28 protein-coding genes are annotated in these 23,152 nt (G+C 43.1%); 4 read left to right on the top strand and 24 right to left on the bottom strand.

Annotation, left to right across the window (positions count from 1 at the left end; translation table 11 throughout):
- The first annotated feature begins 596 nt into the window (after positions 1-596).
- On the top strand, positions 597-1,715 hold the full coding sequence (locus tag LCL96_RS16455) for a YibE/F family protein (RefSeq protein ID WP_224942806.1): 1,119 nt from the start codon (positions 597-599) through the stop codon (positions 1,713-1,715).
- Positions 1,712-2,506 (top strand): YibE/F family protein, encoded by a 795-nt coding sequence (locus LCL96_RS16450; RefSeq protein WP_224942805.1) that lies wholly within the window; start codon positions 1,712-1,714, stop codon positions 2,504-2,506. Before LCL96_RS16455 ends, LCL96_RS16450 begins: the two co-directional genes overlap by 4 nt.
- A 74-nt stretch (positions 2,507-2,580) precedes the next feature.
- Here LCL96_RS16450 and LCL96_RS16445 read toward each other — a convergent pair whose 3' ends face one another.
- Positions 2,581-2,940 (bottom strand): MerR family transcriptional regulator, encoded by a 360-nt coding sequence (locus tag LCL96_RS16445; RefSeq protein WP_224942803.1) that lies wholly within the window; start codon positions 2,938-2,940, stop codon positions 2,581-2,583.
- Positions 2,941-2,954: 14 nt separating this feature from the next.
- Complete coding sequence (locus LCL96_RS16440) at positions 2,955-3,665, bottom strand: SDR family NAD(P)-dependent oxidoreductase (protein WP_224942801.1); 711 nt, start codon at positions 3,663-3,665, stop codon at positions 2,955-2,957.
- Positions 3,666-3,816: 151 nt separating this feature from the next.
- Here LCL96_RS16440 and LCL96_RS16435 point away from each other — a divergent pair, with 151 nt between their 5' ends.
- On the top strand, positions 3,817-4,020 hold the full coding sequence (locus LCL96_RS16435) for an IDEAL domain-containing protein (protein ID WP_224942799.1): 204 nt from the start codon (positions 3,817-3,819) through the stop codon (positions 4,018-4,020).
- Positions 4,021-4,103: 83 nt separating this feature from the next.
- On the opposite strand, the gene LCL96_RS16430 is transcribed toward LCL96_RS16435, so the two are convergent.
- The 4 genes from LCL96_RS16430 to LCL96_RS16415 form a co-directional block, all read right to left on the bottom strand.
- Positions 4,104-5,882, bottom strand: a complete 1,779-nt coding sequence (locus LCL96_RS16430; protein ID WP_224942795.1) for an ABC transporter ATP-binding protein — start codon at positions 5,880-5,882, stop codon at positions 4,104-4,106.
- Entirely contained in the window at positions 5,879-7,618 is a 1,740-nt protein-coding gene (locus LCL96_RS16425) for an ABC transporter ATP-binding protein (protein ID WP_224942792.1), read from the bottom strand. Before LCL96_RS16425 ends, LCL96_RS16430 begins: the two co-directional genes overlap by 4 nt.
- Before the next feature lie 175 nt (positions 7,619-7,793).
- Positions 7,794-8,822, bottom strand: coding sequence for a C45 family autoproteolytic acyltransferase/hydolase (locus tag LCL96_RS16420; protein WP_224942789.1), 1,029 nt, complete (start codon positions 8,820-8,822; stop codon positions 7,794-7,796).
- A 147-nt stretch (positions 8,823-8,969) separates the two neighbouring features.
- Positions 8,970-9,536: a TetR/AcrR family transcriptional regulator gene (locus LCL96_RS16415; RefSeq protein ID WP_224942786.1), complete on the bottom strand. Its 567-nt coding sequence runs from the start codon at positions 9,534-9,536 to the stop codon at positions 8,970-8,972.
- A gap of 294 nt (positions 9,537-9,830) precedes the next feature.
- Between LCL96_RS16415 and LCL96_RS16410 the strand changes: the two genes are divergently transcribed.
- Positions 9,831-10,874 (top strand): 2,3-butanediol dehydrogenase, encoded by a 1,044-nt coding sequence (locus LCL96_RS16410; RefSeq protein WP_224942780.1) that lies wholly within the window; start codon positions 9,831-9,833, stop codon positions 10,872-10,874.
- A gap of 108 nt (positions 10,875-10,982) precedes the next feature.
- On the opposite strand, the gene LCL96_RS16405 is transcribed toward LCL96_RS16410, so the two are convergent.
- From LCL96_RS16405 to LCL96_RS16325, 18 genes are all read right to left on the bottom strand, one after another.
- Complete coding sequence (locus LCL96_RS16405) at positions 10,983-11,315, bottom strand: IDEAL domain-containing protein (RefSeq protein ID WP_224942779.1); 333 nt, start codon at positions 11,313-11,315, stop codon at positions 10,983-10,985.
- Positions 11,316-11,374: 59 nt separating this feature from the next.
- Complete coding sequence (locus tag LCL96_RS16400) at positions 11,375-11,791, bottom strand: RrF2 family transcriptional regulator (protein WP_224942778.1); 417 nt, start codon at positions 11,789-11,791, stop codon at positions 11,375-11,377.
- A 73-nt stretch (positions 11,792-11,864) separates the two neighbouring features.
- Complete coding sequence (gene spxA / locus LCL96_RS16395; RefSeq protein WP_224942776.1) at positions 11,865-12,260, bottom strand: transcriptional regulator SpxA; 396 nt, start codon at positions 12,258-12,260, stop codon at positions 11,865-11,867.
- Between the two features lie 159 nt (positions 12,261-12,419).
- Entirely contained in the window at positions 12,420-13,274 is an 855-nt protein-coding gene (locus tag LCL96_RS16390; RefSeq protein ID WP_224942773.1) for an alpha/beta fold hydrolase, read from the bottom strand.
- Between the two features lie 250 nt (positions 13,275-13,524).
- Complete coding sequence (locus LCL96_RS23485; protein WP_263628205.1) at positions 13,525-13,647, bottom strand: hypothetical protein; 123 nt, start codon at positions 13,645-13,647, stop codon at positions 13,525-13,527.
- A gap of 161 nt (positions 13,648-13,808) precedes the next feature.
- On the bottom strand, positions 13,809-14,609 hold the full coding sequence (locus LCL96_RS16385; RefSeq protein ID WP_224942771.1) for a DUF817 domain-containing protein: 801 nt from the start codon (positions 14,607-14,609) through the stop codon (positions 13,809-13,811).
- Positions 14,606-14,830 carry a helix-turn-helix domain-containing protein gene (locus LCL96_RS16380; RefSeq protein ID WP_224942769.1) on the bottom strand — a complete coding sequence of 75 codons (225 nt, stop codon included), beginning with the start codon at positions 14,828-14,830 and terminating at the stop codon, positions 14,606-14,608. Before LCL96_RS16380 ends, LCL96_RS16385 begins: the two co-directional genes overlap by 4 nt.
- Before the next feature lie 9 nt (positions 14,831-14,839).
- Positions 14,840-15,313, bottom strand: a complete 474-nt coding sequence (locus LCL96_RS16375) for a DUF2975 domain-containing protein (protein WP_224942767.1) — start codon at positions 15,311-15,313, stop codon at positions 14,840-14,842.
- A 404-nt stretch (positions 15,314-15,717) separates the two neighbouring features.
- Positions 15,718-16,293 carry a histidine phosphatase family protein gene (locus LCL96_RS16370; RefSeq protein ID WP_224942766.1) on the bottom strand — a complete coding sequence of 192 codons (576 nt, stop codon included), beginning with the start codon at positions 16,291-16,293 and terminating at the stop codon, positions 15,718-15,720.
- Positions 16,294-16,324: 31 nt separating this feature from the next.
- The gene (locus LCL96_RS16365) at positions 16,325-16,960 is read right to left on the bottom strand and encodes a hypothetical protein (RefSeq protein WP_224942765.1); all 636 of its coding nucleotides are present in this window, start codon (positions 16,958-16,960) and stop codon (positions 16,325-16,327) included.
- Positions 16,961-16,987: 27 nt separating this feature from the next.
- Complete coding sequence (locus LCL96_RS16360) at positions 16,988-17,878, bottom strand: NAD-dependent epimerase/dehydratase family protein (RefSeq protein WP_224942764.1); 891 nt, start codon at positions 17,876-17,878, stop codon at positions 16,988-16,990.
- A 22-nt stretch (positions 17,879-17,900) separates the two neighbouring features.
- Positions 17,901-18,815 (bottom strand): Nif3-like dinuclear metal center hexameric protein, encoded by a 915-nt coding sequence (locus LCL96_RS16355; protein ID WP_412103600.1) that lies wholly within the window; start codon positions 18,813-18,815, stop codon positions 17,901-17,903.
- An 80-nt stretch (positions 18,816-18,895) separates the two neighbouring features.
- Positions 18,896-20,170 carry a histidine--tRNA ligase gene (locus tag LCL96_RS16350; protein ID WP_224943508.1) on the bottom strand — a complete coding sequence of 425 codons (1,275 nt, stop codon included), beginning with the start codon at positions 20,168-20,170 and terminating at the stop codon, positions 18,896-18,898.
- Positions 20,171-20,428: 258 nt separating this feature from the next.
- Complete coding sequence (locus LCL96_RS16345; protein WP_224942760.1) at positions 20,429-20,992, bottom strand: class I SAM-dependent methyltransferase; 564 nt, start codon at positions 20,990-20,992, stop codon at positions 20,429-20,431.
- Between the two features lie 22 nt (positions 20,993-21,014).
- Entirely contained in the window at positions 21,015-21,488 is a 474-nt protein-coding gene (locus LCL96_RS16340) for a DinB family protein (protein WP_224942758.1), read from the bottom strand.
- Positions 21,489-21,525: 37 nt separating this feature from the next.
- Positions 21,526-21,939: a DUF4181 domain-containing protein gene (locus tag LCL96_RS16335; RefSeq protein ID WP_224942757.1), complete on the bottom strand. Its 414-nt coding sequence runs from the start codon at positions 21,937-21,939 to the stop codon at positions 21,526-21,528.
- Between the two features lie 26 nt (positions 21,940-21,965).
- Positions 21,966-22,589 (bottom strand): GNAT family N-acetyltransferase, encoded by a 624-nt coding sequence (locus LCL96_RS16330; protein WP_224942756.1) that lies wholly within the window; start codon positions 22,587-22,589, stop codon positions 21,966-21,968.
- The gene (locus LCL96_RS16325) at positions 22,541-23,137 is read right to left on the bottom strand and encodes a GNAT family N-acetyltransferase (RefSeq protein ID WP_224942752.1); all 597 of its coding nucleotides are present in this window, start codon (positions 23,135-23,137) and stop codon (positions 22,541-22,543) included. The genes LCL96_RS16330 and LCL96_RS16325 overlap by 49 nt, the downstream gene beginning before the upstream one ends.
- Between the last annotated feature and the right edge of the window lie 15 nt (positions 23,138-23,152).

Here is a 23,152-nt window from a genome sequence, read left to right as displayed (position 1 = left end):
TCTGTCCACATCAGTGCCAGATCTTCTTATTTTTTCGATATATTTTTGGTTCCCCCTTGCTCTGAAACCCGTTTCATACATTACATTAAAGGAGAAGGTGAGAAATCACATTCAAAAGATTGGCGTAACGCTTCTAAAGCGGCGTGACAATCTCGTTATGAAGAGGCAAGGACAAAAGGGCTGTAGCAAAAAAATCCGAACAATGATTCGAAATTCTTTAATGGAAATCGAACTTGTTCGGATTTTTTTATTGTTCTTAAAGAATATAATGGGTATTTTGCAGGTTCTAGCTGTTGATTGGAGTGCATGACGAAGACTCCTGCGGGAAAAGCGGAAGAGGTGAGACCCCGCAGGAGCGATAGCGACGAGGAGGCTCGCCTTCCGCCCGAGGAAAGCGAAGTCTTGCACGGAAATCAACAGCGGTGTAACACGTAATCCTCATAAAATCATGAATACAGAATGTTTGTCTTTAGATTAAATTTATCTAGTTTTGTCCCAGCCTCTTTTTTCATGTTCGTCTTTGCGTAATCCCTGCTGTTATGGAATAATGATTACGATTTGGATGAATGATTCATCCAGGAGTTGGAGGATGAAACATGAAAGCACTTGAAAAATATAAGACAATACTATTCTTAACCTTCCTGGCTATCTGTGTTCTCGCTTCTTTATATTTCGTCACCCACAATGAAGGGCTTTATGACCGACCGATTGCGGAAGTGACAAGCTCTAAGATTGTAGAAACGACAGATATGGAGGATATAACCGGAAATAAAGACAAGGTATACATACAGGAGTTGAAAGCCGTATTAAAAAACGGAAAACATAAAGGAGAGACCATTCTCTTATCCAATAAATATTCCATGTCGGGTGCCAACGATCAGCGATATAAACCTGGGAACGAATTATTTGTTACGATTGATGATCATCAAAAAGGCAGCAAGCTGACTGGAAATATTGATGATGTCAAACGGGATCTATATCTTATGATCATCACCTGGGCCTTTATCCTTTTCTTATTGATTGTAGGGAAAAAGCAGGGGCTGTTCTCCCTCATCACACTGGCAGTGAACGCCCTCATCCTTTCTTATGCGTTGGATGCTTATCTGAACTCGCAGAATATCAGTCTCTTGCTAGCTTGTAGTGTAGGAGTGATTCTCTTCACCCTCATTTCCTTGTTAATGGTAAATGGCTTTAATGAGAAGACCTACGCAGCAGTGGTGGCGACCCTGATTTGTACTTTTATGACGCTACTCATCAGCTATGTGGTCATCCGTTTCACTGCAGGAAATGGACTTCGATATGAGGAAATGCAGTACCTCACCCGGCCGTATCAAATGGTGTTTATGGCAGGGATCCTGGTTGGGTGCCTGGGTGCCGTGATGGATGTGGCGATTACCCTGTCTTCCTCGATCTTTGGACTTTTTGAGAAAAACCCTGACATTTCCACGGAAGCTCTTCGAAAGTCAGGATTTGATATTGGAAAAGATATCATGGGGACGATGACAAACATTTTGTTTTTCGTCTATATCAGCGGAGGCATTCCCATGCTCATCCTTTATTTTAAAAATGCATCACCGCTCGGATTCACCCTTTCCATGAATCTTTCTCTGGAAATGACAAGGGCCCTCACTGGAGGCATCGGCATCGTACTTGCGATTCCCATCGGCATTTATACGGCTATCTACTTTGTTAACAGAAAGCGGGTGACATCATGACGGTTCAAGTATGGCTTGCCATTATCCTTTTTGCCCTCATGGTCGGAGTCGGAGGCAAGAAAGGGGCGAGGTCCTTTGTAGCTTTATTCCTTAATACAGGTGTACTTCTCCTCGCCATCATCATGATGAATGACCCTGATATGAATCCGATCGTCCTGACATTGTTCGCATGCGTTTTGATCAGCTGTATTTCATTGTTCTACATCAGTGAAATCAATATTAAGACCGTAACGGCCTTCATCTCAACGATTGTCACAACAGGTGCCCTGATCTTTTTCATTTTGGAGCTGACCGACGCGGCGATGATCCAGGGATTCAGCGAGGAAGAAACCGAAGAAATCGGGGCTTTCTCCCTGTATGTCGGAGTGGATTTTGTGAAAATCGGGGCTTCCATGATCATCATGAGTACGATCGGAGCGATCATTGATGTGACTATCGCCATTTCATCCCCTATGCAGGAAATGGCTTACCACAACCCAACGATCAGCAGAAAGGACTTATTCAGATCCGGGATCAGCATTGGAAGGGATATTCTCGGAACAAGCGCCAATACGCTGTTCTTTGCCTTCTTTGGTGGATATATGGGGCTCCTGATCTGGTTCAAAGATCTTTCGTATTCCATCGGGGAAATCGTAAACTCCAAAGTGTTCACATCCGAAATGATCTTCATCGGTGCAGCAGGACTCGGAGTCGCCCTTGCCATCCCCGTCACCTCGGCCATCACGGCCTATTATCTCGTGGGACGAAGGGACAGGTCCCCTGTCCCAGATGAACCTCCGGTCGATCAATAGAAGGTCCGTACCTCACAAGGGAAAAAATAATGATAAAAAAACCCGATTCTAAAAAAAGAGTCGGGTTTTTCCATTTACTTCATCTCATTTTCATATCTCTTTATTTTCATCTGTATTTTCTCCAGATTGGCTTCCATGTCCTTTATTTGCTGACGGACATTTTGTTCCTGCTCGAGCATCATCTCCATACGTTCAGGAAGAGTCTGCTCCCCGTCCATCGTCCACTGAACAAATTCCCTGATCTTTTTGATCGGCATCCCCGTGTTTTTCAGACAGAGGATCATCTCCAGGAATTTAAGTGAGCCTTCGTCGAAGGTACGGTCACCGCTATCAGTCCTTTTGATGAAGGGCAGCAACCCCTGGCGATCGTAGTAATGCAGTTGTGAAATCGTCATATCGTTCATCTTTGCAACTTGCCCGATCGAATAGTCCATTGTTTATCATCCTTTTACCATGGAATGACTCCATTATGATTAAGAATTTTACCATGATAGTTTGTTTCACTCAACGCATATTGAACAATGACTTCAGCACCTTCAGCCGTCGTTTTCCCACCCGGGGCATTGCCGTTTAAATCAGTGGAAGTGAACCCAGGCGTTACACCTAAGACTTCTGGACCCGCGCTGCCCAATTCTTTACTTAATGACAATGTCAATGAGTTCACCGCTGTCTTGGAAGAATTATACCCCAGAATATTCAGAGGATGAACCTCACCATTATCGAACATTGTCTGTGATGCCATATCGGTCGTCACATTCACAATCTTACTGTTCTTCTCCTTTTTCAAAAGAGGCAGATATGCTTGCATCATTTGGAATGTCCCAAAGAAGTTCACGTTAAAGATGTCACGCAGCATCTCGACTTTCACTTCACTTGGTTGAATGTTAAAATCCAATGCAATCCCTGCGTTATTGATCAATAGATCAAGGTGATCCGTCATCCCCTCTATCGTTCGGACAGAGTCTTGAATGGACCGCGAATCAGAGATGTCCAATTGAACGAACTTTACCTTCGACAAACCCAAGGATTCCACCGCTTTCTTCCCCAACTCTTCATTTCGTGCACCCAGGAAAACCTCGTATCCACTTTCAGCCAGCTGTTTAACAACCTCGTACCCAATCCCTTTATTTGCGCCTGTTACTAAAGCATATTTTGTCATATATTTTTCCTCCATTTATCTTAATTTGATGTTCTATTTGAAGAATACACCCTGAACCAAGGTTGAGGGCAAGAATATTTTTTAAAATAAAATGTTTGAATATTCTATTAATGGTTAGTATAATAGAAAAAAGGTCAAGGAGCTGATTGTCATGAAGAAGTATTTGCTGAACTCACCGCAGTCTGATGTAAATCACATGGAATCACTATTTGCAGAAATGATATTGGACGAGGCACTGCTTACATTTCGGAAAGAGCAAATCGCACAAGGTATTGACCAGGCATTACGCAATCGGAATAAAGAAGAGTTCCTGCGCTTGACGGAGGAATTGAAACAGATCCAGAATGTTGGATAATGGAATCATTCATGATTAGTAAAAAAGGACGATCTCCTGTTTAGGAATCGTCCTTTTAGTATTTCATTTATTTTGTCAAGGCATCACGACACATAATCGATCGTTGCTCCGCCGATTTCTGCTTCCCTGCCAAACAACCGTGAATACACTCCCGATTGATTCTGTAACAGGTCTCCATGCTTCCCTTGTTCTACAATCTTTCCATCCTCAAGAACGACAATTTGATCAGCAGACAGGACCGTTGATAACCGGTGGGAAACAATGATAATCGTTTGATTCTTTCCTGCCCGAAGGACGGCTTCATTGATTTTCGTTTCCGTTATGGGATCGAGGGCAGAACTTGCTTCGTCCAGGATTAAAATCGGCGCGTCCTTCAAAAGGGCCCTCGCCAGGGATAGACGCTGTTTCTGTCCGCCTGAGAGCAAGCTTCCCCTTTCACCGACTGACGTATCTAGCCCTTCCGGCAACGTTTCGATCAGGTCACCGAGCCCGCTGTCTTCAAGTGCTTTCAAGAGTTCTTCCTCCGTCGCATCCCGCTTTCCAATCCGAAGATTATCGGCCAGGGTTCCGCTTCGAAGCAGAACATCCTGAGTCACGATCGACATCTGTGACCGGAGCCACGCTGTGTCCCACTCCCTGATATCACGACCATCAACCTCTATCCGGCCTACTGCCGTATCATAAAGTTTGAACATCAGATCGACAATGGTGGATTTTCCAGAACCACTTGGCCCTACCAGTGCCCATTTTTCCCCTGCTCCGATGGAAAAGGATACGCCTTTTAATACATTTTCATCTTTACCAGGATAAGAAAACGCTACATCTTGAAGGCGGATGCTGCCAAGAGCTCGCTCCCCTTGTATGCCTTCTGACACCTCGGCTTCAGAAACATCTTCAGCAAGTAAAATCTCGGAACGATCCAATGCCGGACCCGTTCTTCTCACCGATAGCCAGTTCCGGAGCAGCCTTTGCATCTCATTGGCTGCAATCGTCACGAGTCCACCGGCTGTCAGCATCTGACCACTCGTCAGCCCTTGATTCCAGATTAAGAGTGTACTGATCAAATAGACCAGCCCGAGAGCAAATCCATTATAACTTGCGATGACCACAACCGATTGCATCCTCGCTTTCAGTTCTTTCACTGAGTGCTGCACAAAGCTGTCACGAATGGAGATGACGCTATCCACTTCACTATCCGACACACCCATTACCCGTGACAAATGAATTCCCGTCACTGATTCTCTCAGTCTCTCAAGATATCTCGATGCTTCTTTCCTTGCATCTGCAGACGCCAATCGGGTCCTTGCCCCTACCATATTCGAAGTCCAATAGAAAATCACACCCAGGACCACACTAGTGATCATCAAATAGGGATGAATCCAGAGAAGCACCAGGCTGTAGATGAATACCCCCTGTACGCTTGCCATGAAGGTCGAGCCTTCCCATGCGAGAAAATTATGGAGCGTATCCGGATCATCCGACACTCTCGCCAGCATCTCCCCTGTGGAATTATGATGATAAAACGAGTACGGGACGATCTGCAGATGGCGAAACAGTCTCAGCTTCTGCCAGTTCGTCACGGTCTTCGCCGTCTGATGACAGAAATATTCGTCGATGACCATCATGACCAGATCCAGTACGGCAGATAAAATCAAGAGCCACATGAGCCCCCATAGCCAGTTATAGTGTTCTTTCGGGATGATCGTGTCCACGAGCCAGCTGAGGGCGAGTGTCGGGATCAGTGCCGAGAATACCTGGCTGATGGCAATGACGACGGAATCTGCTATGACCCATTTTTTATAGGGACGAAGAAAGCTCAGCACCCTTCTTCCGTCACGATTCTTTCCTTGAACGGCCGTCATCCGATCATCTCCCTTTCAAGCTCGCTATATTGAGCCCTGTATAATTCATAATACTTTCCTTGTTTCTGAAGCAATTCTTCATGAGTGCCTTTTTCCGCCACGACTCCTCCATCGAGGAGAATGATGACATCGGCATTCCTCACCGTGACAAGGCGGTGAGCGATGGTGATCGTGGTCCGGCCCGGAATCAGTTTTTCCAAGGATGCCTGAACCCGCTCTTCCGTTTCCCCATCCAGGGAAGAAGTCGCTTCATCGAAGATCAGGACAGGTGGCTGTCTCAGGATCGCACGGGCGAGGGCGACACGCTGCCTCTGTCCTCCGGAAAGTTTCAATCCTCTTTCCCCGACGATGGTTTCATACCCATCATCCAGTGAAAGAACCAATTCCTTCAAGCCTGCCGCTTCCACAGCCTGATCGAGTTCTTCGGTCGTCGCATCGGGTTTTCCGTATAACAGATTCTGCCTTAAGGTACTATTCAATAGAAACGTCTCCTGGGATACCACCCCTACCTGCTGACGGAAACTGTTTCGGTTATAGTCAAATAAATTCTTGTCATCAATCATCACCGATCCCTGCTGCGGTTCATAAAGGCCCAGTAACAGCTGAACCAGCGTACTCTTTCCTCCACCACTCGTTCCGACGATCCCGATATGATTCCCCTGATCGAGTGACAAAGAAACGCCCTTTAACACCTGTTTATCCGTACCTGGATATGAAAACCATAGATTCTGTAAGTCTATTTTCCCTTTTACCGGACCAAAAGCAGGAAGCTTCTCTTCATGTTCTTCCGGCAGATCGAAATATTCATAGATTCGCTGCAGTGCTGGAATGGCCTGTTGAATTGTCAAAGCATGTTCTGCCATCGACCTCACAGGCAAGAACATGATGGGGATAAAGCTCAGGCAGGCAACGAGAGTCCCGATCGTGATCGTCCCGTCCCAAATCGCCCAGCCACCGACCAACATCACCACGCCGGGTGCCGCGATGTTAAACAGATTCCCTAGACGCCAGTTCACCTTCCCGATCAGGGCCGCACGAATCGAGAACTGCTTCCAATCACTCAGCTTCTTTTCCTGTGTTCCGACTTCCATATCCTGCGTCTGATAGGTTCTGACCAACCGGACACTTTCAATGCTTTCCTGCAGATGCTGATACATATCCGCACTCATTTCCCGCTGCACGGCGCTCATCTTCCGCATCTTCTTCCCCAGTGTAAAGGAAGGTACGATATAGATCGCAAAGACCGCGAACATCACGATGGCTGCCGGCCAGAATAAAACAAACACAGTGGAAAAGGCCGCTACCGCCCCCACCACCTGCTGCAGGATTCGGGGAACAACGGTATTATTCAGATTCTGGATCGATTCCACATCATGAGTCAGGCGGAAAAGCATATCTCCCCTCGGTGTCTTCGAGAAGAACGACATCGGTGTCCGGTGCAGCTTCCTGAATGCCCGGATCTGCATATCCGTGATCACATCGAGACCGATCTTCACCTGCACATATTCCTGCATCGTTTCAAACAGGGACTTCCCAAGATACGCACCTAGAATCCCTGCGACAACCCAGACCAGGAAGTTCAGATCCCCTCCAACGATGACGTCGTCCACCAATCGCTTCACGAGAATCGATGGAACGATAGTAAAGAGACCGCCGATGATAGAAAACAGAAGTGCTACCAATAACGTTTTCCAATATGGCTTAAAATGATTTAAAGTAGTTTTTAATAAGTTCATGATTGACCCCCTCACAAAATTCTATTTTATACCAACAGTAGGAAATATTCACTATAATTCGAATTGAATATAAATTAAGTATATTCAACCTTACTGTCTGCATCTTCGGCCGTTGGGGTGGATGGGTTCTACGACTTTTGAATGAAGAAAAAGCTGATCCCGTTTTAGTACGGAATCAGCTTTTCTCTGTTCGTTTGATATAACCAATAAGTTCTTCCTTGGGAATGTCCTCCCCGTTCACCCAATCCTGTAAGTTCAAGTCGATTACATCCCTGCATCCTGCAATGGTCGTAAGGATTCTCGACTCCTGGTACGAGTACGAAAACGTGTGAAGAGTGCCGAATAAATCCTCATAATCTGTAAAGAACATAGGAGAATCCTTTCGTTTGAAGTGTTCAAACATATGTTGATGGGACCATTTCTTATCTTTTAGACTCAGTAAATGCTTATTCCGCTCCTGGGATCCAACAATGGAAGGACGATTTTTACTTTTCATTTGTTCATCCTGAAAATGATTGACACATGAAAGAAAAGATTCCCCATACCTGACCATCACTTCATCTGGACTCGCTTCCACCTCCGCCATGTGTCCAAGTCGGTCTCCAAGAGAAAAATTATAACAAGCAGAGTGAGGAATCTCTTTCAGCATGGCCACCGCTTCTTCAAGAGAAGAGCATGTATCCAGCACCATCCGTATCGTTGTCCATGGTGAGACTCCCTTTTGATAACGATCGTTACTGACGAAGTGTAATCCTGCAACCAGACCTTTCTCATTCACCCCATCATGCCTTCCCAGGACTTGAAGATTATAGCCTGCGGATGCAAACGCCTGATTCGGCTGAATCAAACTAAAAACACCGTCATATAAGTCTGGGGAAAAGTCATAATTCCGTACATAATACTCCTTAGTCAATAGACTTGAACAACCCATCGCTTCCGTCTTCGGCATATCATAGCCACTAAATAAGGTGGCCGCCCTTTTGGATGAAATACCGAATCCCTCCGCAAGTCCCTCCAACTCATCCAGCAAGTGGGGAGCAAATGTCGAAAAAATCGACTGCATCTCAGAGATATCTATCTCTTGTTTGGTAATCGATGAGAGCACATGTAAATTGGGTGAATTCCTCAATACTTCACCTGTTTCTAATCCGATTTGAAATGAATCTCCTCGCGTTTGAACGATACGTACGATGAAACCAGACATATCAATCCCTCCTTGATTCCATCATATCGCTCCCCGCTTGTATCACACCTGTCATTTTGTGCTTGATTGAGACTGATAGAATATTGCATTGAAAAAGGACCTGCTCCCGCACAATAAAGCTTTTATTGCACGGAGTCGGTCCCTTCACTATTTCTTATATACCCCGTCCGTCAAGACGCGAGCCATTTGCCCTGCCATCAATTCAGCTGATTCAGGTAAATCACGCTCGACCCAATCGATAATTAATGTGACCAGTGCACCCGAAATATAGCTCACCAGAAATTCCGAATCAACGGTAATGTCGTGTTTATTTTTCTTAAATTGATCGATATTATCACGAACGGATTCTTTAATGATACTTAACATTTCCCAGCGGAATTCAGGTATCCCCTTTTTACTTAAAGTGATTTGATACACTTCAATATACTTTTTAACATGTTCAAATGTTGAACGAATGGGGGGATAGACAACATCTGCAAAGGAATCAACATGAACGGGAACGACCAGTTCTTGCGCCAACCCCTCCAATGTTTCCTCGATTATGACCTGAAGTAAATCCACCTTATCCTTGTAATGATAATAAAAGGTGGCTCGATTGATGTTCGCTTCATTAATAATATCCTGAACCGTTACAGCCCCCACTCCTTTTACGGCCGAAACTGTAAGCAGGGCATCCTTAATTGATTTTTTTGTTTTGATGATTCGTCGGTCCATATGAAATCAGCCTCTTGTTTTCTGTATCTAATTATCTTTATTATACCTCTTGTCATCACGCTTAGCCCAGAAGTTTAAAGGAGGTAGTGGCTGACAGAGAGAATCGTCCCACTTTTTTTAAACAAAATCCAAGAAAGTGTTTAATATTAAACAAATCCATTCAGATCATTGGTTGTGTCATGGTCCATTAGGCTATACCCTATGAGTGAGCGCTTTCATTAGAGGAGCGTTATTGAATAGTAAAGCCTTATATTAGCGATACACAAAATAAATCATCAGAATGGAGTAGGATATATGAAAGCAGCTAAATTTTTTGGACCAAAAGATATTCGAGTGGTTGAAACACCAATTCCAACACCAAAGGCAAATGAGGTAAGAGTAGAAGTTGAATGGTGCGGGATTTGCGGAAGTGATATGCATGAATATGTTGCGGGTCCTTTAATGATTCCAGCAGACAATTCTGAAGTTATCATGGGGCATGAATTTTCAGGAAAAGTTGTAGAGATTGGAGGAGATGTCACAACCGTTGCAGTTGGAGAGCGAGTAGTGATTGAACCCGTTCTTCCATGCGGGACGTGTGAATCTTGTCTAACAGGACATTACAATGTATGTGAAAACGGAGGGTTCATCGGACTGATCAATGAGGATGGCGGCTTTGCAGAATATGTAGTCGCTCCAATGGAACGTATACACAAAATTCCTGATGCGATGAGTTTAGAACTTGCCTCACTTGTTGAGCCAGTATCCGTTGTCACACAAGCGATTCGTTCAAGCCAATTTTCATTTGGTGATGAAGTCGCCGTTTTCGGGGCAGGTCCTATTGGATTACTATTGATTCAAGCACTAAAAGCTGCGGGTGCTTCGAAAATCATCGTGGTTGAAATTGCAGAAAAACGTCTTGAAACAGCACTAAAAGTCGGAGCTACTCATGCGATTAATCCGATAGAGAACAACCCTGTTGAAACGATTTACGCTTTAACAAATGGGAAAGGTGCAGATGTTGTGTATGAAGTGGCAGGTGTTCAACCGACATTTGAAGCAGCATACCTTAGTACAAAATTTAATGGTGAATTAAAAGTCATCAGCCTATGGGAAAAGCCTGTCACGTTCAACCCGAACATTGCGGTTCGTAAAAACGTTAAGATCTCAACGTCCATGACATATATGAACGTTTACCCTAAAGTCATTGAATTACTTTCTCAAGGCATGATTAATGAAGAATTCGTCATCACAAAGAAAATCCATTTAGATGACATTGTGGAAGAAGGATTTGAAACGGTGATCAACGACCGGTCACAGTGTAAGATCCTTGTAACGCCTAAACGGTCAAATCTTTAATCATCAATGAACCTGTTCCTGAATTTGGGACGGGTTCTTTTTTATTTGCCAACTGAACAAGAAAAAGCTGAAGAGTCCTTCTCTTCAGCTTTGATACTTTTATGACAATCAAGACACTCCCTGTGCAAGCTCCCTCATGGAATTCAGCTTCGTTGTCAATTCAATAAACCACTCTTCATCTCCCGTTTCCAAGGCAAGGTCAATGAGGAACTGGATCTGCTCCTTATTCTTGATATGGGTATCCGGGATTTTTTTGATCTGTCTGTTCAATAGAGGGATGGTCTTCCCTTCGATGGTCTTATTGTCGCTGGTCACGATTTTCGCTTTTACGGCATTGCCTTTGGCGTCCAGGTTCTCTATATAGCCGATGACCAGTTCACCTGTAAGTAAGGTACCCTTGATCCAATCGCCGGTTTTTAAGATAGATGGTTGGTTTGACATATTCTTTCACCTTCTCAACTGTAATAATATTTGTTACATTTATAGAGCAAGAAAGCCTTTTACGCTTTCTCCTGATTGATCATATCGACGATGTCTTTAATGGTGTAGTCCTTTAAATAATCGCCCAGTTTCTCTTCTGCTCCAAGGAAAATCTGGAAAAGGACATGTTTCATATTCGCACCGATGAGACACCGTTCGTTTGCGGCTGTGCATTTCGGCTGCAAGGCCCCTTCTGAGGTGATTTTGTATATGTCCCACAGATTGATGTCGCTCAACTCCCGTGCAAAGATGAATCCGCCGCCTGTTCCTTCTTTGGATGCGATAAATCCCTGCTTTTTCAAAAGGCTAAGGACTTTGCGGATCCGGACCGGATGCACGCCGGCACTTTCTGAAATCGCATCGCTTGTCGACATGCGATCCGTTTGCAGGGCCAGATACGTTAAACTGTGGATGGCTAAGGTAAAGTTGCTATTCATAGCCTGCCTCCTTCACGGATGTTACTGTAATGGTATCTTTTACAGTTTAGACTGTCAAGAATCCCGTTTATCGTCAGTTGGCCAGCTTTTGCAGCTCATGATATTCGAAGTTACGTACTTTCCTTGGAAGAAAGCTGCGGATTTCTTCATCGTTATAGCCGATCTGTAGTCTTTTTTCATCCAGCATGATCGGTCTTTTCAGCATAAGCGGGTTTTCTCTGATTAATGTATATAAGTCCTGGAGTGGCAACGAATCAATGTCTACCTTCAACTCCTGATACGCCTTTGATTGTTTGGAAATGATGTCCTCTGTTCCATTTTCCGTCAGGCGAAGAATCGACTTGATCTCATCAGGTGTCAACGGTTCTGTCAGCATGTTACGTTCCACATAAGGTATTGAATGTTCGTCAAGCCACGCTCTTGCTTTCCGGCAGGACGTACAGCTTGGTGTCAGAAATAAATTGACCATGTGTTTACACACTCCTTCTAAATGTAATAAAAAAAGTAACAGTTATGTTTTAAAATATAACCCTTGTTGCGGGTACACTGTAATAATAATATTTACAGTTAGAGATGTCAACCGTTTTTATGAAAAAGAATCCTTTCTGTTGAGAGAAGGATTCCTTTTTCACACGTGAATCTGAGCATCTGCCCCTTTAGTAAGCATGGTGGACCGAATCAACTTCTCCATCTTCTCGGGCTGTTCAAGGATGGTCCAATGACCACTTTCTTCAATTTCAGTGAGGGTGGCATTCGGCAAATGGGTCAGCACATTTCCTTCCAAATATGCAGGCGTTATAATGTCATGTGATCCTTGTGCGATTAAGATGGGAAGGGAACGTAGCTCAGGCAAGGATGGGATCAGGTTATAATGTTGTTCCAGTTCCTTCCCTATGTTTTTAAGAGCATTCTTGTTGTATGAAATCTCTTTTTTCTTTTTTAATGAATCGCTAGAATACACATAATAGGGATCCAGTAGTTCCTCTAGCTTACTTGAGGCATTAATACTGAAAAGAGAGGAAAAAGAATACCATCCGAGAAGCATTTTCTTATAAACACCGAGTTTTTGGAGGAGGTTTTGTTTGAAAGCCCGATAATCATTTGAGCTTAGGCCGACGGCGGCGGTCAGTATCAACTGATTAATGTGTTCCGGATACTTTGCCGCATACGAAAGGGCGAGGATGCTGCCCCACGACTCGCCGAAAAGGGTCATCTTCTCCAGGTTGAGGACTTTTCTGATTTCTTCAAGATTGTTGACTTCATCAGCAATTGAATATGTATGACCTTCCTCTACTGCAGAATTTCCACACCCCGTTTGGTCATATAAAATGATCTGAAAATCTTCCGCAAGGGGTTCCATATGTGGGAGAAAATATTCAAGACTCCCCCCTGGTCCACCATGGAGGAATAGTATTGGCTCTCCTTCTCCTTTTTGTTTGACGAAAACATTCCTTCCATTGATCAAGATATACTTCTCTTCCATTATTCCAAGAGCCTCCTGTTCTTGAATAGATACACGGACGTTAATAGAACTAGCATAGCGCCATGAATATGGTCCTCTCAAGTGCAATCACCACTGCCGCGATACGCAGTCCCTTTGGGTTCCACTCATTTTCATGTTAATACATGTACGTATCAGTTCGCTGAAGGTTCCAAGTTATTCAAAAAAGACAGATCCCTTGGGGCTTTGAAATGGCGCACCAAGGGATCTATCCCTGTTAAAACTTTATACCTTACTTATTCTTACGCTCCTGTGCTTTCATCGCTACTTTCTCAAGACCGTTCTGAGCAAATTCAACATCGGACTTAGGCATAGCCTTGTTATGCTGAAGTTCTTTGTTCTTTTTCTTAGACATCCTTTCACCCTCCTTTGTCATATGTTTTTCACACGGTATACCTGGAATCAAGCAGACTCACTATTTTATTTTGCTTTCTTTCTTTTAGGATATTCAAAACTTTTTAAGAGTAAAAACGACCTGTGGCTCTTGAACCACTGGTCGTCTATGCTTGTTGAATATTATAAAGATTGACTCGTACTTATATGGGCCACAGAACTTTTCCCCTTCACTCGCTTCAACGTTGCCACAATCAAAAAGCTGACGATGACAAGCAGGAGCCATGAGCTAACCTTCCCAAGATGCACGAGGCTCCAGGCGTCCGTTTGATTCGGATATTCCCATGCGCCGAAGAATGTGGCGATGTTCTCAGCAATCCAGATAAAAAAGCCGATAAGGACAAAAGAAAGTGCAAGGGGCATGTGGTAACGTGTCCGCCCCACCTCATAAGCGACCCACGTTCTCCAAAAGACGACGATGACCATTCCAGACAGCCACCAGCGGATATCGATCCAGTAATGATGGGTAAAAAAGTTCAAATAAATCGCAGCGGCAAGAAGAACGACGAGCCAAAACGGCGGCCACTGGATCAACTCGACCTTCAATCTCCTCCACGCCTGGCACAGGTAACTTGCGACACTGGCGTACATGAATCCGCTGTACAAAGGGACACCGAACAGTTTCGAATAGCCTTCCCCAGGATAAGACCACGAGCCCATATGTACCTTAAAAAGTTCAAGGCAAAGTCCAATGATGTGAAACAATGTGATCACCTTCAGTTCATCACGGGTTTCAAGACCCGACTTCACCATCCCCCATTGCATCAGAAGGCAGATAAGAAGCAACCAGTCATACCGCGGCAGAAATGGAAGCGGAATTATCTGGGTTAGGGCCAGAGAGGCAAAGATGACAACCGGAAACAAACAGGAAAGTGCCTGCTCCCAGCCGAAGCGAAGAAGTTGTTTGACTGCTCTAGTCATCATGATTCTCCTGCATCATCATCCCGTTGATACTCCAGCAGATCCCCCGGCTGACAGTCGAGGGCCTTGCAGATCGCCTCAAGGGTGGATAATCGAACCGCCTTTGCCTTTCCATTTTTCAAAATCGACAGGTTCGCCATGGTGATCCCCACCTTTTCCGAAAGCTCCGTCACACTCATTTTCCGTTTTGCAAGCATTACATCAATATTAATAATAATCGCCATATTCTCACCTCAGACCGTTAAATCATTTTCAGATTTGATTTCAATGGCATTTTTCAGAAGCTTCTGCAGGACGGCGGCAAAGACGGCAATCACGGCTGAACCGAAGACAATGATCAAACCGATTAAGATGACACCTGGCGCGTCTTCCACTTGTGCCACCGCATAAAAGAGCGGCATTCCCAACACATAGAAGAAACTGATCACAATGGCACATGTTTTGATCGTCTTCAACGCTTTAATGGATGATTCCGAGAACGCATTGTTTAGATCAATATACTTTAACAGTTTGTAAGCCTGAAACAATGCGGTGAAGAAAGGAATCGCCGACGAATACATCACGGCCAATAACCCATAGACTACATAGGCCAGACTTGAACCTGCTGCATCTATAGCGACTATAGGTAACCCAATGAAGCATAAAGCTGCAATGGGAGCCCCGATAAGAAAAAGAGCAATCTTCAAAAGATTCGTTTCCCGTTTCATACATAGCACCTCGCTAGATAATATAGTATGAATTTACCATAGGATTTATTGTTTTTCAATAAATTTTTGTTATTTTTTATAATGTTTTTATTGATTTAATATGAGGGACGAACCTTTTTGACGTGTGCAACCAATGAAGTTACTATACCTTTTGGAGGTCCGTCCCTCAAAAAAAGTCCGGCTATGTGGCCGGACTTTTTTAAGAGATAGCTGCATTATGGCATGATAACTCCTTATGCCATATCAACGGAAAGACTTTCTTCATTATTTAATCCATCTTGAGCAATTATTTAACCGTTATAAAATTTATTAATCCTGATTTCGATTTATTAACCCTGTATGGATGATAATTAATCCGTATTTTCATTAATTGATCCTTCATGTCGAATTTTCTTTATAGAGGATCATGTTAAATGGGCAGTGCAGTTATAAAGTGGGCAATTCCATTCCCGGCTCATGTACTTGAGAATCGTAAGGGAAGTATTATCGATATATGTTTCAGGGAATTGCATAGGAAGTAAGTGCTGAAGGGTTAAGCCAATCAATGCGCCGTGACTCACAATTAATATTCGTTGGCCAGGATATGTATTGACCAATTCTCGCAAAGCTTCCTTCCCTCTCCTCCCTACTTCCTCATACTTTTCCATTCCCTTCACTATATCTCTCCAGTTCTTCCCCCATGTTTGCAATCGGTATTCTTCAGTCGTCCCTTCAATTTCCCCACAGTTTATTTCTCTGAGTCTAGCATCTTGATTGATAGGTATGTTTAATGCGCTCCCGATGATTTGAGCTGTTTCCCCCGCCCTAGATAAATCACTTGTGGCAATCAAATCCCATTTTCCTTCGTTCATGAGCCTTCCTCCTATAAGAAAAGCTTGCTCTCTTCCGTTTTCATTCAAAGGAATATCAGATATTCCTTGTGCTTTACCGAGATCATTCCAATCTGTGATCCCATGTCTGATTAAACCGAATGTTGTCATGTGCAGGTCACTCTTTCTTAATTGATTTCCCCTATCTTATTGGATATATTACCTCAATACCTTTTTCATTCCTCAGCGATTGATCATACCAATAATTATGGTCAGCTCCATGGATGCACAGTATCCGTTTATCTGGGAATTTCTTAGCTGCATTTTTCACCCTGGCTGCCATAATATAATGTCTTGCACTCCAGACAATTTGTTGGACTTCTGGATTTATGGTGTGTAACCAGTCATACATTGCTTTCGTTACCGCATCATATTCCAAAGAGTTGAATGGGATCTGTCCTGTATCCCATGTGGATAATTTCTTTTTATTCCATTCCTCCAGTTCTCTTTCTAACTGCTTCTTCCTATCTGCATCAAAACGGTCAAATGGCCCTTCTTCGAATACATCCTCTTCGAACCAATTTACTGGAAAAAATTCAATACCTTCTTTCTTACATAATGGGAATATAAGTTTTGGATATTCCGGCTGAGTTTCTCCTAATATGCCAAAAGGTTCTCCCTCTCTTTGATAGAGTTCCCAGCTCAATGGATGAACTTCTCCACAAATGATATCGGGATTAAATTCCCCAATTAACTCTTCCACCAATGAAAGTGGATAGTTATATGTTTTCTGCATTTCTTCATCATGTGTCATTCCTAAAATACCTACTACTGCCACTCTGTACACATCCTTTTTGAAAATTTATTACAGGGAATCTTTCATCTTGATTGCCATCTCTCCCAAATTTCGCATCGTGTCTTCGAATGATTTACCCGGGACATAACCTAACTCTCTTATTTTTTGATTGGAGTACATAGGACGTTCGACGATCCGATTGGGCAGTTTTAGTTCTTTCCCTAATATATCGATTAATCTTTTACGAAAATCTTGATCTGGAATGTTTCCATCGATTGCATTAAAAACATCCCCACTACTTCCCTTCTCCGTGACCAAATGAATCATCTCCACCAGGTTATCCTTATGGATCCAAGGAATAAGATCATCAGGGTGAACCCAATCCACCACATCTGCATGAGCCATTCTGTGAATTTGTCTATCTCCCCAGTATGAATTCTCTTCTGAACAGATAGCACCCGGCCTTAAAATGACTACATCCAGTCCTTTATCAGAATAGCTTTTAAGAATTAATTCGGATTTTACTTTGGTTTGTATATACGCCTCGTCATGATAGGGATTCAAAGTGGTTTGTTCATCAAAATCCCCTTCAGTCGGCTCACCGTAAACAGAAATCGTGGAAATATGAATGAATCGTTTCACACCTTCCTGCCATGCTACACTTGCCAGGTTTTCTACTCCCGTTACATTCGATTTCTCGGCTTCTTCCATTTCGTCACCCAGGTAAGCCGCACAGTGAATGATGAGGTCGATATTCTCTACACTTCTCCTTAAAGACGATCGATCGATTAATTCTCCCCGCACAGGGATAATCCCAATTCCTCTTAGTCTATTGAATTGACTTTCATCCCTAACAAGTCCCCTTACTTCTTCAGCACTTTCCACAAAGCTTGCCGCTACTTTTTCTCCCAACGTTCCCGTGACTCCAGTAACTAAGATTTTCTTACCTTCTATGTTCATGCTCGACACCCCCTTAACCCAGTTACAACCACCATTTTTCCTGTGGAATCAAACGGATCCTACTAAACTCAAACTCCCTCTCAAACCAACTCTTCATTAATGTCTTATGTACCAAATATTCCGACGCAGAATGGGACACACCGATCAGTGACATCTTCGTATCCCCAGCATACCTAATCACTTCTTCGTATCTTTTTCTTCCGTACTCGTTGTCGATATGACAATGGATTTCACCGGAAATATAGGCATCGACCCCTTTGCCTTCAGCCTCTTTCATCCAAGCAGTTTTATCGCCACAGCCCGCTACGACGGCCACTTTTCTTATCTTCCTCTTCCTTCCCTCGAAATCGACGTAGGGGAGATCGAATATTTCTTCCATCCGATGTATCAACTCGTCTGTATTCGTCTCGGTGACTTCCCCTATGATCCCGATGTCTCCATGTTTCTCATCATGAATAAACCGGTCTGTTATGTTTACATTCATAGCCTCTGCGATGGCCTGACTCGTTCCTAATGTTCTGTGGTAATCAAGAGGCACATGACACGTATAGATGGAAAGCCCTTTTTCCCTTATTCGGTCTATCAGAGATTCCTTGATCGGGACGAACCCTCTTCCCCAGTTTCCTTTTGGGTCACCGCATTCCATCAAAAGTGGGTGATGCATGAATAACAAATCGCCAGGCTCGCCTTCTTGAATAAATGTCTCTAATACATCCTCTGTCGGAAAAACAGCGAGGAACACACTCTTAACTTCACTCTTTCCTTTAATCATCAATCCATTGAATAATTCGCTGAAAGCAGGCTCGAATTTCGCCTTCCAGTCCATCTTCCCATCGTACACCTGTGGAATGAACCGGCTGAATGCAGGATCTTTCCCATAGCTTTTTATTTCGAAAGTTTGATTCAGCCGCTGAACAATATCTATTAACCTTTCCACCATACCACCCCTACGACTGTGTTTTTCATTAACTATACAGATTTACCTATATTAGGTAAATAGTATAGTGGAAACCTTGCCTACATCTCCCACAACTCTTCTTCTCCTGTTATCATATTCCTCACCTTATACTGTCTCTTCCTGATTTCCTCCTCCCCAATCACAATCACATTCCGAACCCCTTCTTTATTCGCTTTTTCCAACAGCTTGCCCAGTTTCCTCCTGCTCATCTCAAGCTCCACAGTATAGCCCTTTTGTCGCAAGCCAGCCGCGACCCGTAAAGCCTCCTTCTCGGTACCAAGGGGGATGATGTAATAATCAATGTTGGAGGTCTGATTCACGTTTTGCCCGGAAACCATCATAGCCGCATAAATGACGTCCAATCCAAAGGATATGCCGACTGTCGAAATGGATTCATCTGTTCCAAGCAGTCCCCCAATGGCGTTATCATAACGTCCTCCGCTTCCGATACTTGAAGTGATTGATTGGTCCGTTAAGAATATTTCATAGATAGTCCCTGTGTAGATCTCAAGCCCTCTGGCTAAAAAGGGATTGAATATGCACTGCTCTCTAACGTCAAGGAAGTCAAGGTAAGATGCGAGTTCCCTTACTTCCGCTAACCCTTCTTTTACATTTGAATTTTTATTGGAATACGATTCGAAATAATCAAAGCTGCCATAGTTTTTCTCTATTAAAAATTGTTCTATAGCGCTAATGGTTGAATCTGATATCTGCAGATCGTCAAGTTCTGCCAAGACCGCTTTGACACCGATTTTCTCAAGTTTATCCAAGATGAGAACCGTTTGATTGAGTTTATCTGGTTCCACACCAAGCACTTCAAGCATCCCCATCAGAAGTTTCCGGTTATTGTACTGAATCGTTACATTCATGTCGAGCTTCCCGAACGCATCTAACGCCATCACCATCAACTCCGCTTCGGCAACCTGTGAATCTACACCTACAATATCCACATCACATTGAGTAAACTCTCGGTACCTTCCTGCCTTGATAGGTCCGTCCCTGAACACTTTTCCAATTTCATAGCGTTTGAATGGCAATGTGATGGTGGGGTTCATGGCCGCCACTTTGGCGAACGGGATGGTCAGGTCATATCGAAGGGCAAGGTCTCTTTCTCCCCTGTCCGTTAAAGTGTACATCTCTTCCAGGATTTCTGCCCCTCCCGCATATTTTGACGCGAGTAATTCTGTGTAGTTCAAGATAGGCGTTTCGAGAGGCTTGCATCCGTATTGAATGAACACATCCTCCAATGTCCTTCTGACTTTCCTTCTGATCACTTCCGCCTCCGGTAAATAATCCTGTGTCCCTTTGACATTTTGATAATCCATTTTCTTCATTTTCATCTTCCTACTCCTCCTTTTTAAATAAAAAAGAACCGCACTTGATATAAGCGAAAAACTTAATCAAATGCGGTTCTATGGGAAATAACCTTCCTATGTGCGATTGTTTAAAATCGAATAGCAAGGTTACTTGATATGATGATGGAATTGTGTGAATGAGCGTTGCTTGTTAATGAGTGTCATTTTTATCCACCTCTTATTTTCAATTATGTTATCACGATGGAAGATTGTTTTCAATAAAATTAGCTGATTGGGTTATCCCCTTTTAAAGGCATCAATGATGAGAGAAGGAAAAGCTATACTCTCCCCCTGATTTCGAGGATCGTACTTCTTAGAACGGAAGATCACTCCGTCAACTCCATCCCATGCATTGTGATGAAATTTCCCTTTCTCGTCAAAATACTCAAGTAAATTCACTTCAAACCCTGCCGCTTCAAATATCTCTGTTAACAATTGATAGTTGTAAACGATCTTATGACTCGCGGCAGGATGATCTTCCGGCCCAGGTCCTCCAATCTGTACAGTTCTTTGATACGTCTCATCAGGAAAATACCCATCAGGTACAGCACAACGAATGTATCCAGATGGTTTAATGTACTTCCTACATATTTTTGCCGCCTGTAGCCCTTCTTCGTATGTAAGGTGTTCCCATACATGCTCTGCTAAAATAGCGGAAATAGAGCTTTCTTTGAACATGCTTTTCCACGTCGTTTCATCCAGCAAGTTAAGATTTTCTTCCTGGGTATGTAGCCAACCGGGGTTATTATTGTATTCTCCTGCTCCAATGACGACTTTGAGGTCTGTTTGACTATTTATCATTAAGTTTCTCCTCACCAGTTTATCAAATCGACGTCGATGTATATTCTTCCTTTAAACATAGCTTAGCTATATACAAAATCTGTCCCATATGTTCGGAAAAGTGTGCAGCACATTGATACAGAACTTCTAGATTTGTACGTTCTCTACCTCTGACGAATTGAGTTTTGAGAAGAGACTCCTCCGACAGTTGACTAATTGTATCAATTACAAATTGAAATTGATTAAGCACAAGCTTCTCTAATTCTACCTTAGTAATATACACATGCTTAAATTCATCTTCACGATCTCTAATATATGTTCCGTTACATATTCCTTTGTAAATTCTCTCTTTGATATTTCCATCGATGTGACGAATAAGTGTAGAAACACAATGACCTGCGTTTCCAGGTCTCCAATTTAATTGTTCATCTGACATTTGAGCGATTGCTTTTAGAATCCTTTTTTTAAGTTCTTCGAATTTGTTGATTAGCCAAATTTTATTGAAGTCTTCATTCATAATTAGGTGATTCTCCCTAACTTAGGATGCTTGCTCTTTAAATCATCCAAAAATTCGTCGAATACGCAACAGCAAATAGCAACGTGTAAAATCCCGCTTCCATTAACGTATAAACAGATTCCCTTTTATCTCTCAGCCATTTCTTCTCCATATAAAATTTATACAATAGCCTTCCTACCACAAAGAACGCGATGATAAGATACGGTTGCAAAAACCGGTTATCTGGATCAACATCCGTACTTACATCCATGATAAAGCCGGCTACCATTGCCAACACGGTCAGATTCCCGATAAGCTTATTTCCTTTTTTATGCCGTTCATTTATGACCTCATGAGAAAAGGCCTTTCTTCTCTTCATCTTCAACCACTTGCTGACTACTCTGTGAAAGATCGCTATCAAAATGACATATAGTGCAGTTATAGCCAGCAGTTTCAGGAGGAAAATCAACAACCATCTCACCTCCTATTATTTCTATTTTATGAAAGATAGAACTTGCCTTTCATGGCCTCATACTCCCTATCCAACATGCTCATAAAAACATCCGTCTCAAACTTCCCCTCAATCAACGCTCCTTCCCGTTCAACCCCTTCTTTCACAAACCCACACTTTTCATAACAGGAAATAGCTCTGTGATTATATTCCAACACCCTTAAATCCACCCGATGTAATTGGAGTTCTTCAAAGGCGAATACCACTATCAGTTTAGTGACTTCCGTTCCCAGACCTTTCCCTAACATGGAAGGGTTGAATATTCCTATGGAGAAACGCGCTCGTTGATCTTCTTCATTGACGGTCAGTCGCGCCTGTCCAACACAATGACCGTTGTATTCTATACACCAGTTGTATTGGTTGGCTGAAATCTTTTCAACAAACGTTTTGGCCTCTTCCATCGTGAATGGTTTCAAGTTTCTCGTATCGCCACCGTACATCCGGACGATTTCTTGATTTCTGCCACATTTTAAGCGATCCATAATGTCGTTTTCTTTTGGCTGCCGGAGGAGAACCTTTTTCCCTTTAATAAGAGGAGATTGATTCATTGCTTCACCGCCGTTCAATATTTCGAATTTCTCAAAACAAACCCGTCCTTTATAGATGGCCACTCCTCATCAATGATCGAGTAAACAACGGCATTTCTGACATAGCCTCCCGACAAAATCCTTTCTTTCCTAAGGACTCCCTCTTTTACGGCACCTAGCCGTTCAATCGCTCTCTGAGAACGTAGATTTCGTTCATCGGTTTTAATCTGAACCCGCATCATCCCCAGTTCTTCAAAGCAATAGCGCAGGATCAAATACTTACAATGGGAATTCACGAAGGACCTTTGATGATCTTTGCTGTACCAAGTAGAACCGAGTTCACAAGATTTTTGAGTAAGATTGATTTCGAATAATCTGGTCGATCCGATGATTTTGTTCTGTTCTTTTAACACTACTGCAAAAGGTATGGCGGTCTCTTGCTCCCTTAAGCGGACAGCAGCTGATACCCATTGTTCCATTTGTTCATGGGTGGTGATTTCGGTAAGCATAAAGCGCCATATATCAGGGTCATTCGCTTCCAAAAGTTCTTTTGAATGCTTAACCTCTAATGGGATGAGTTTTATTTTCTCGGATTCTAATGTTGGTGGGGAGTGAAAAAGATTTTTGTTCATTTGGTCCTCCTATTT

This window comes from Rossellomorea aquimaris (genome assembly GCF_020172085.1).
Classification (GTDB): Bacteria; Bacillota; Bacilli; order Bacillales; family Bacillaceae_B; genus Rossellomorea; species Rossellomorea aquimaris_E.
The sequence above is the reverse complement of the archived record's forward strand: the minus strand, read 5'-3'. Positions and strand labels throughout refer to the sequence as shown.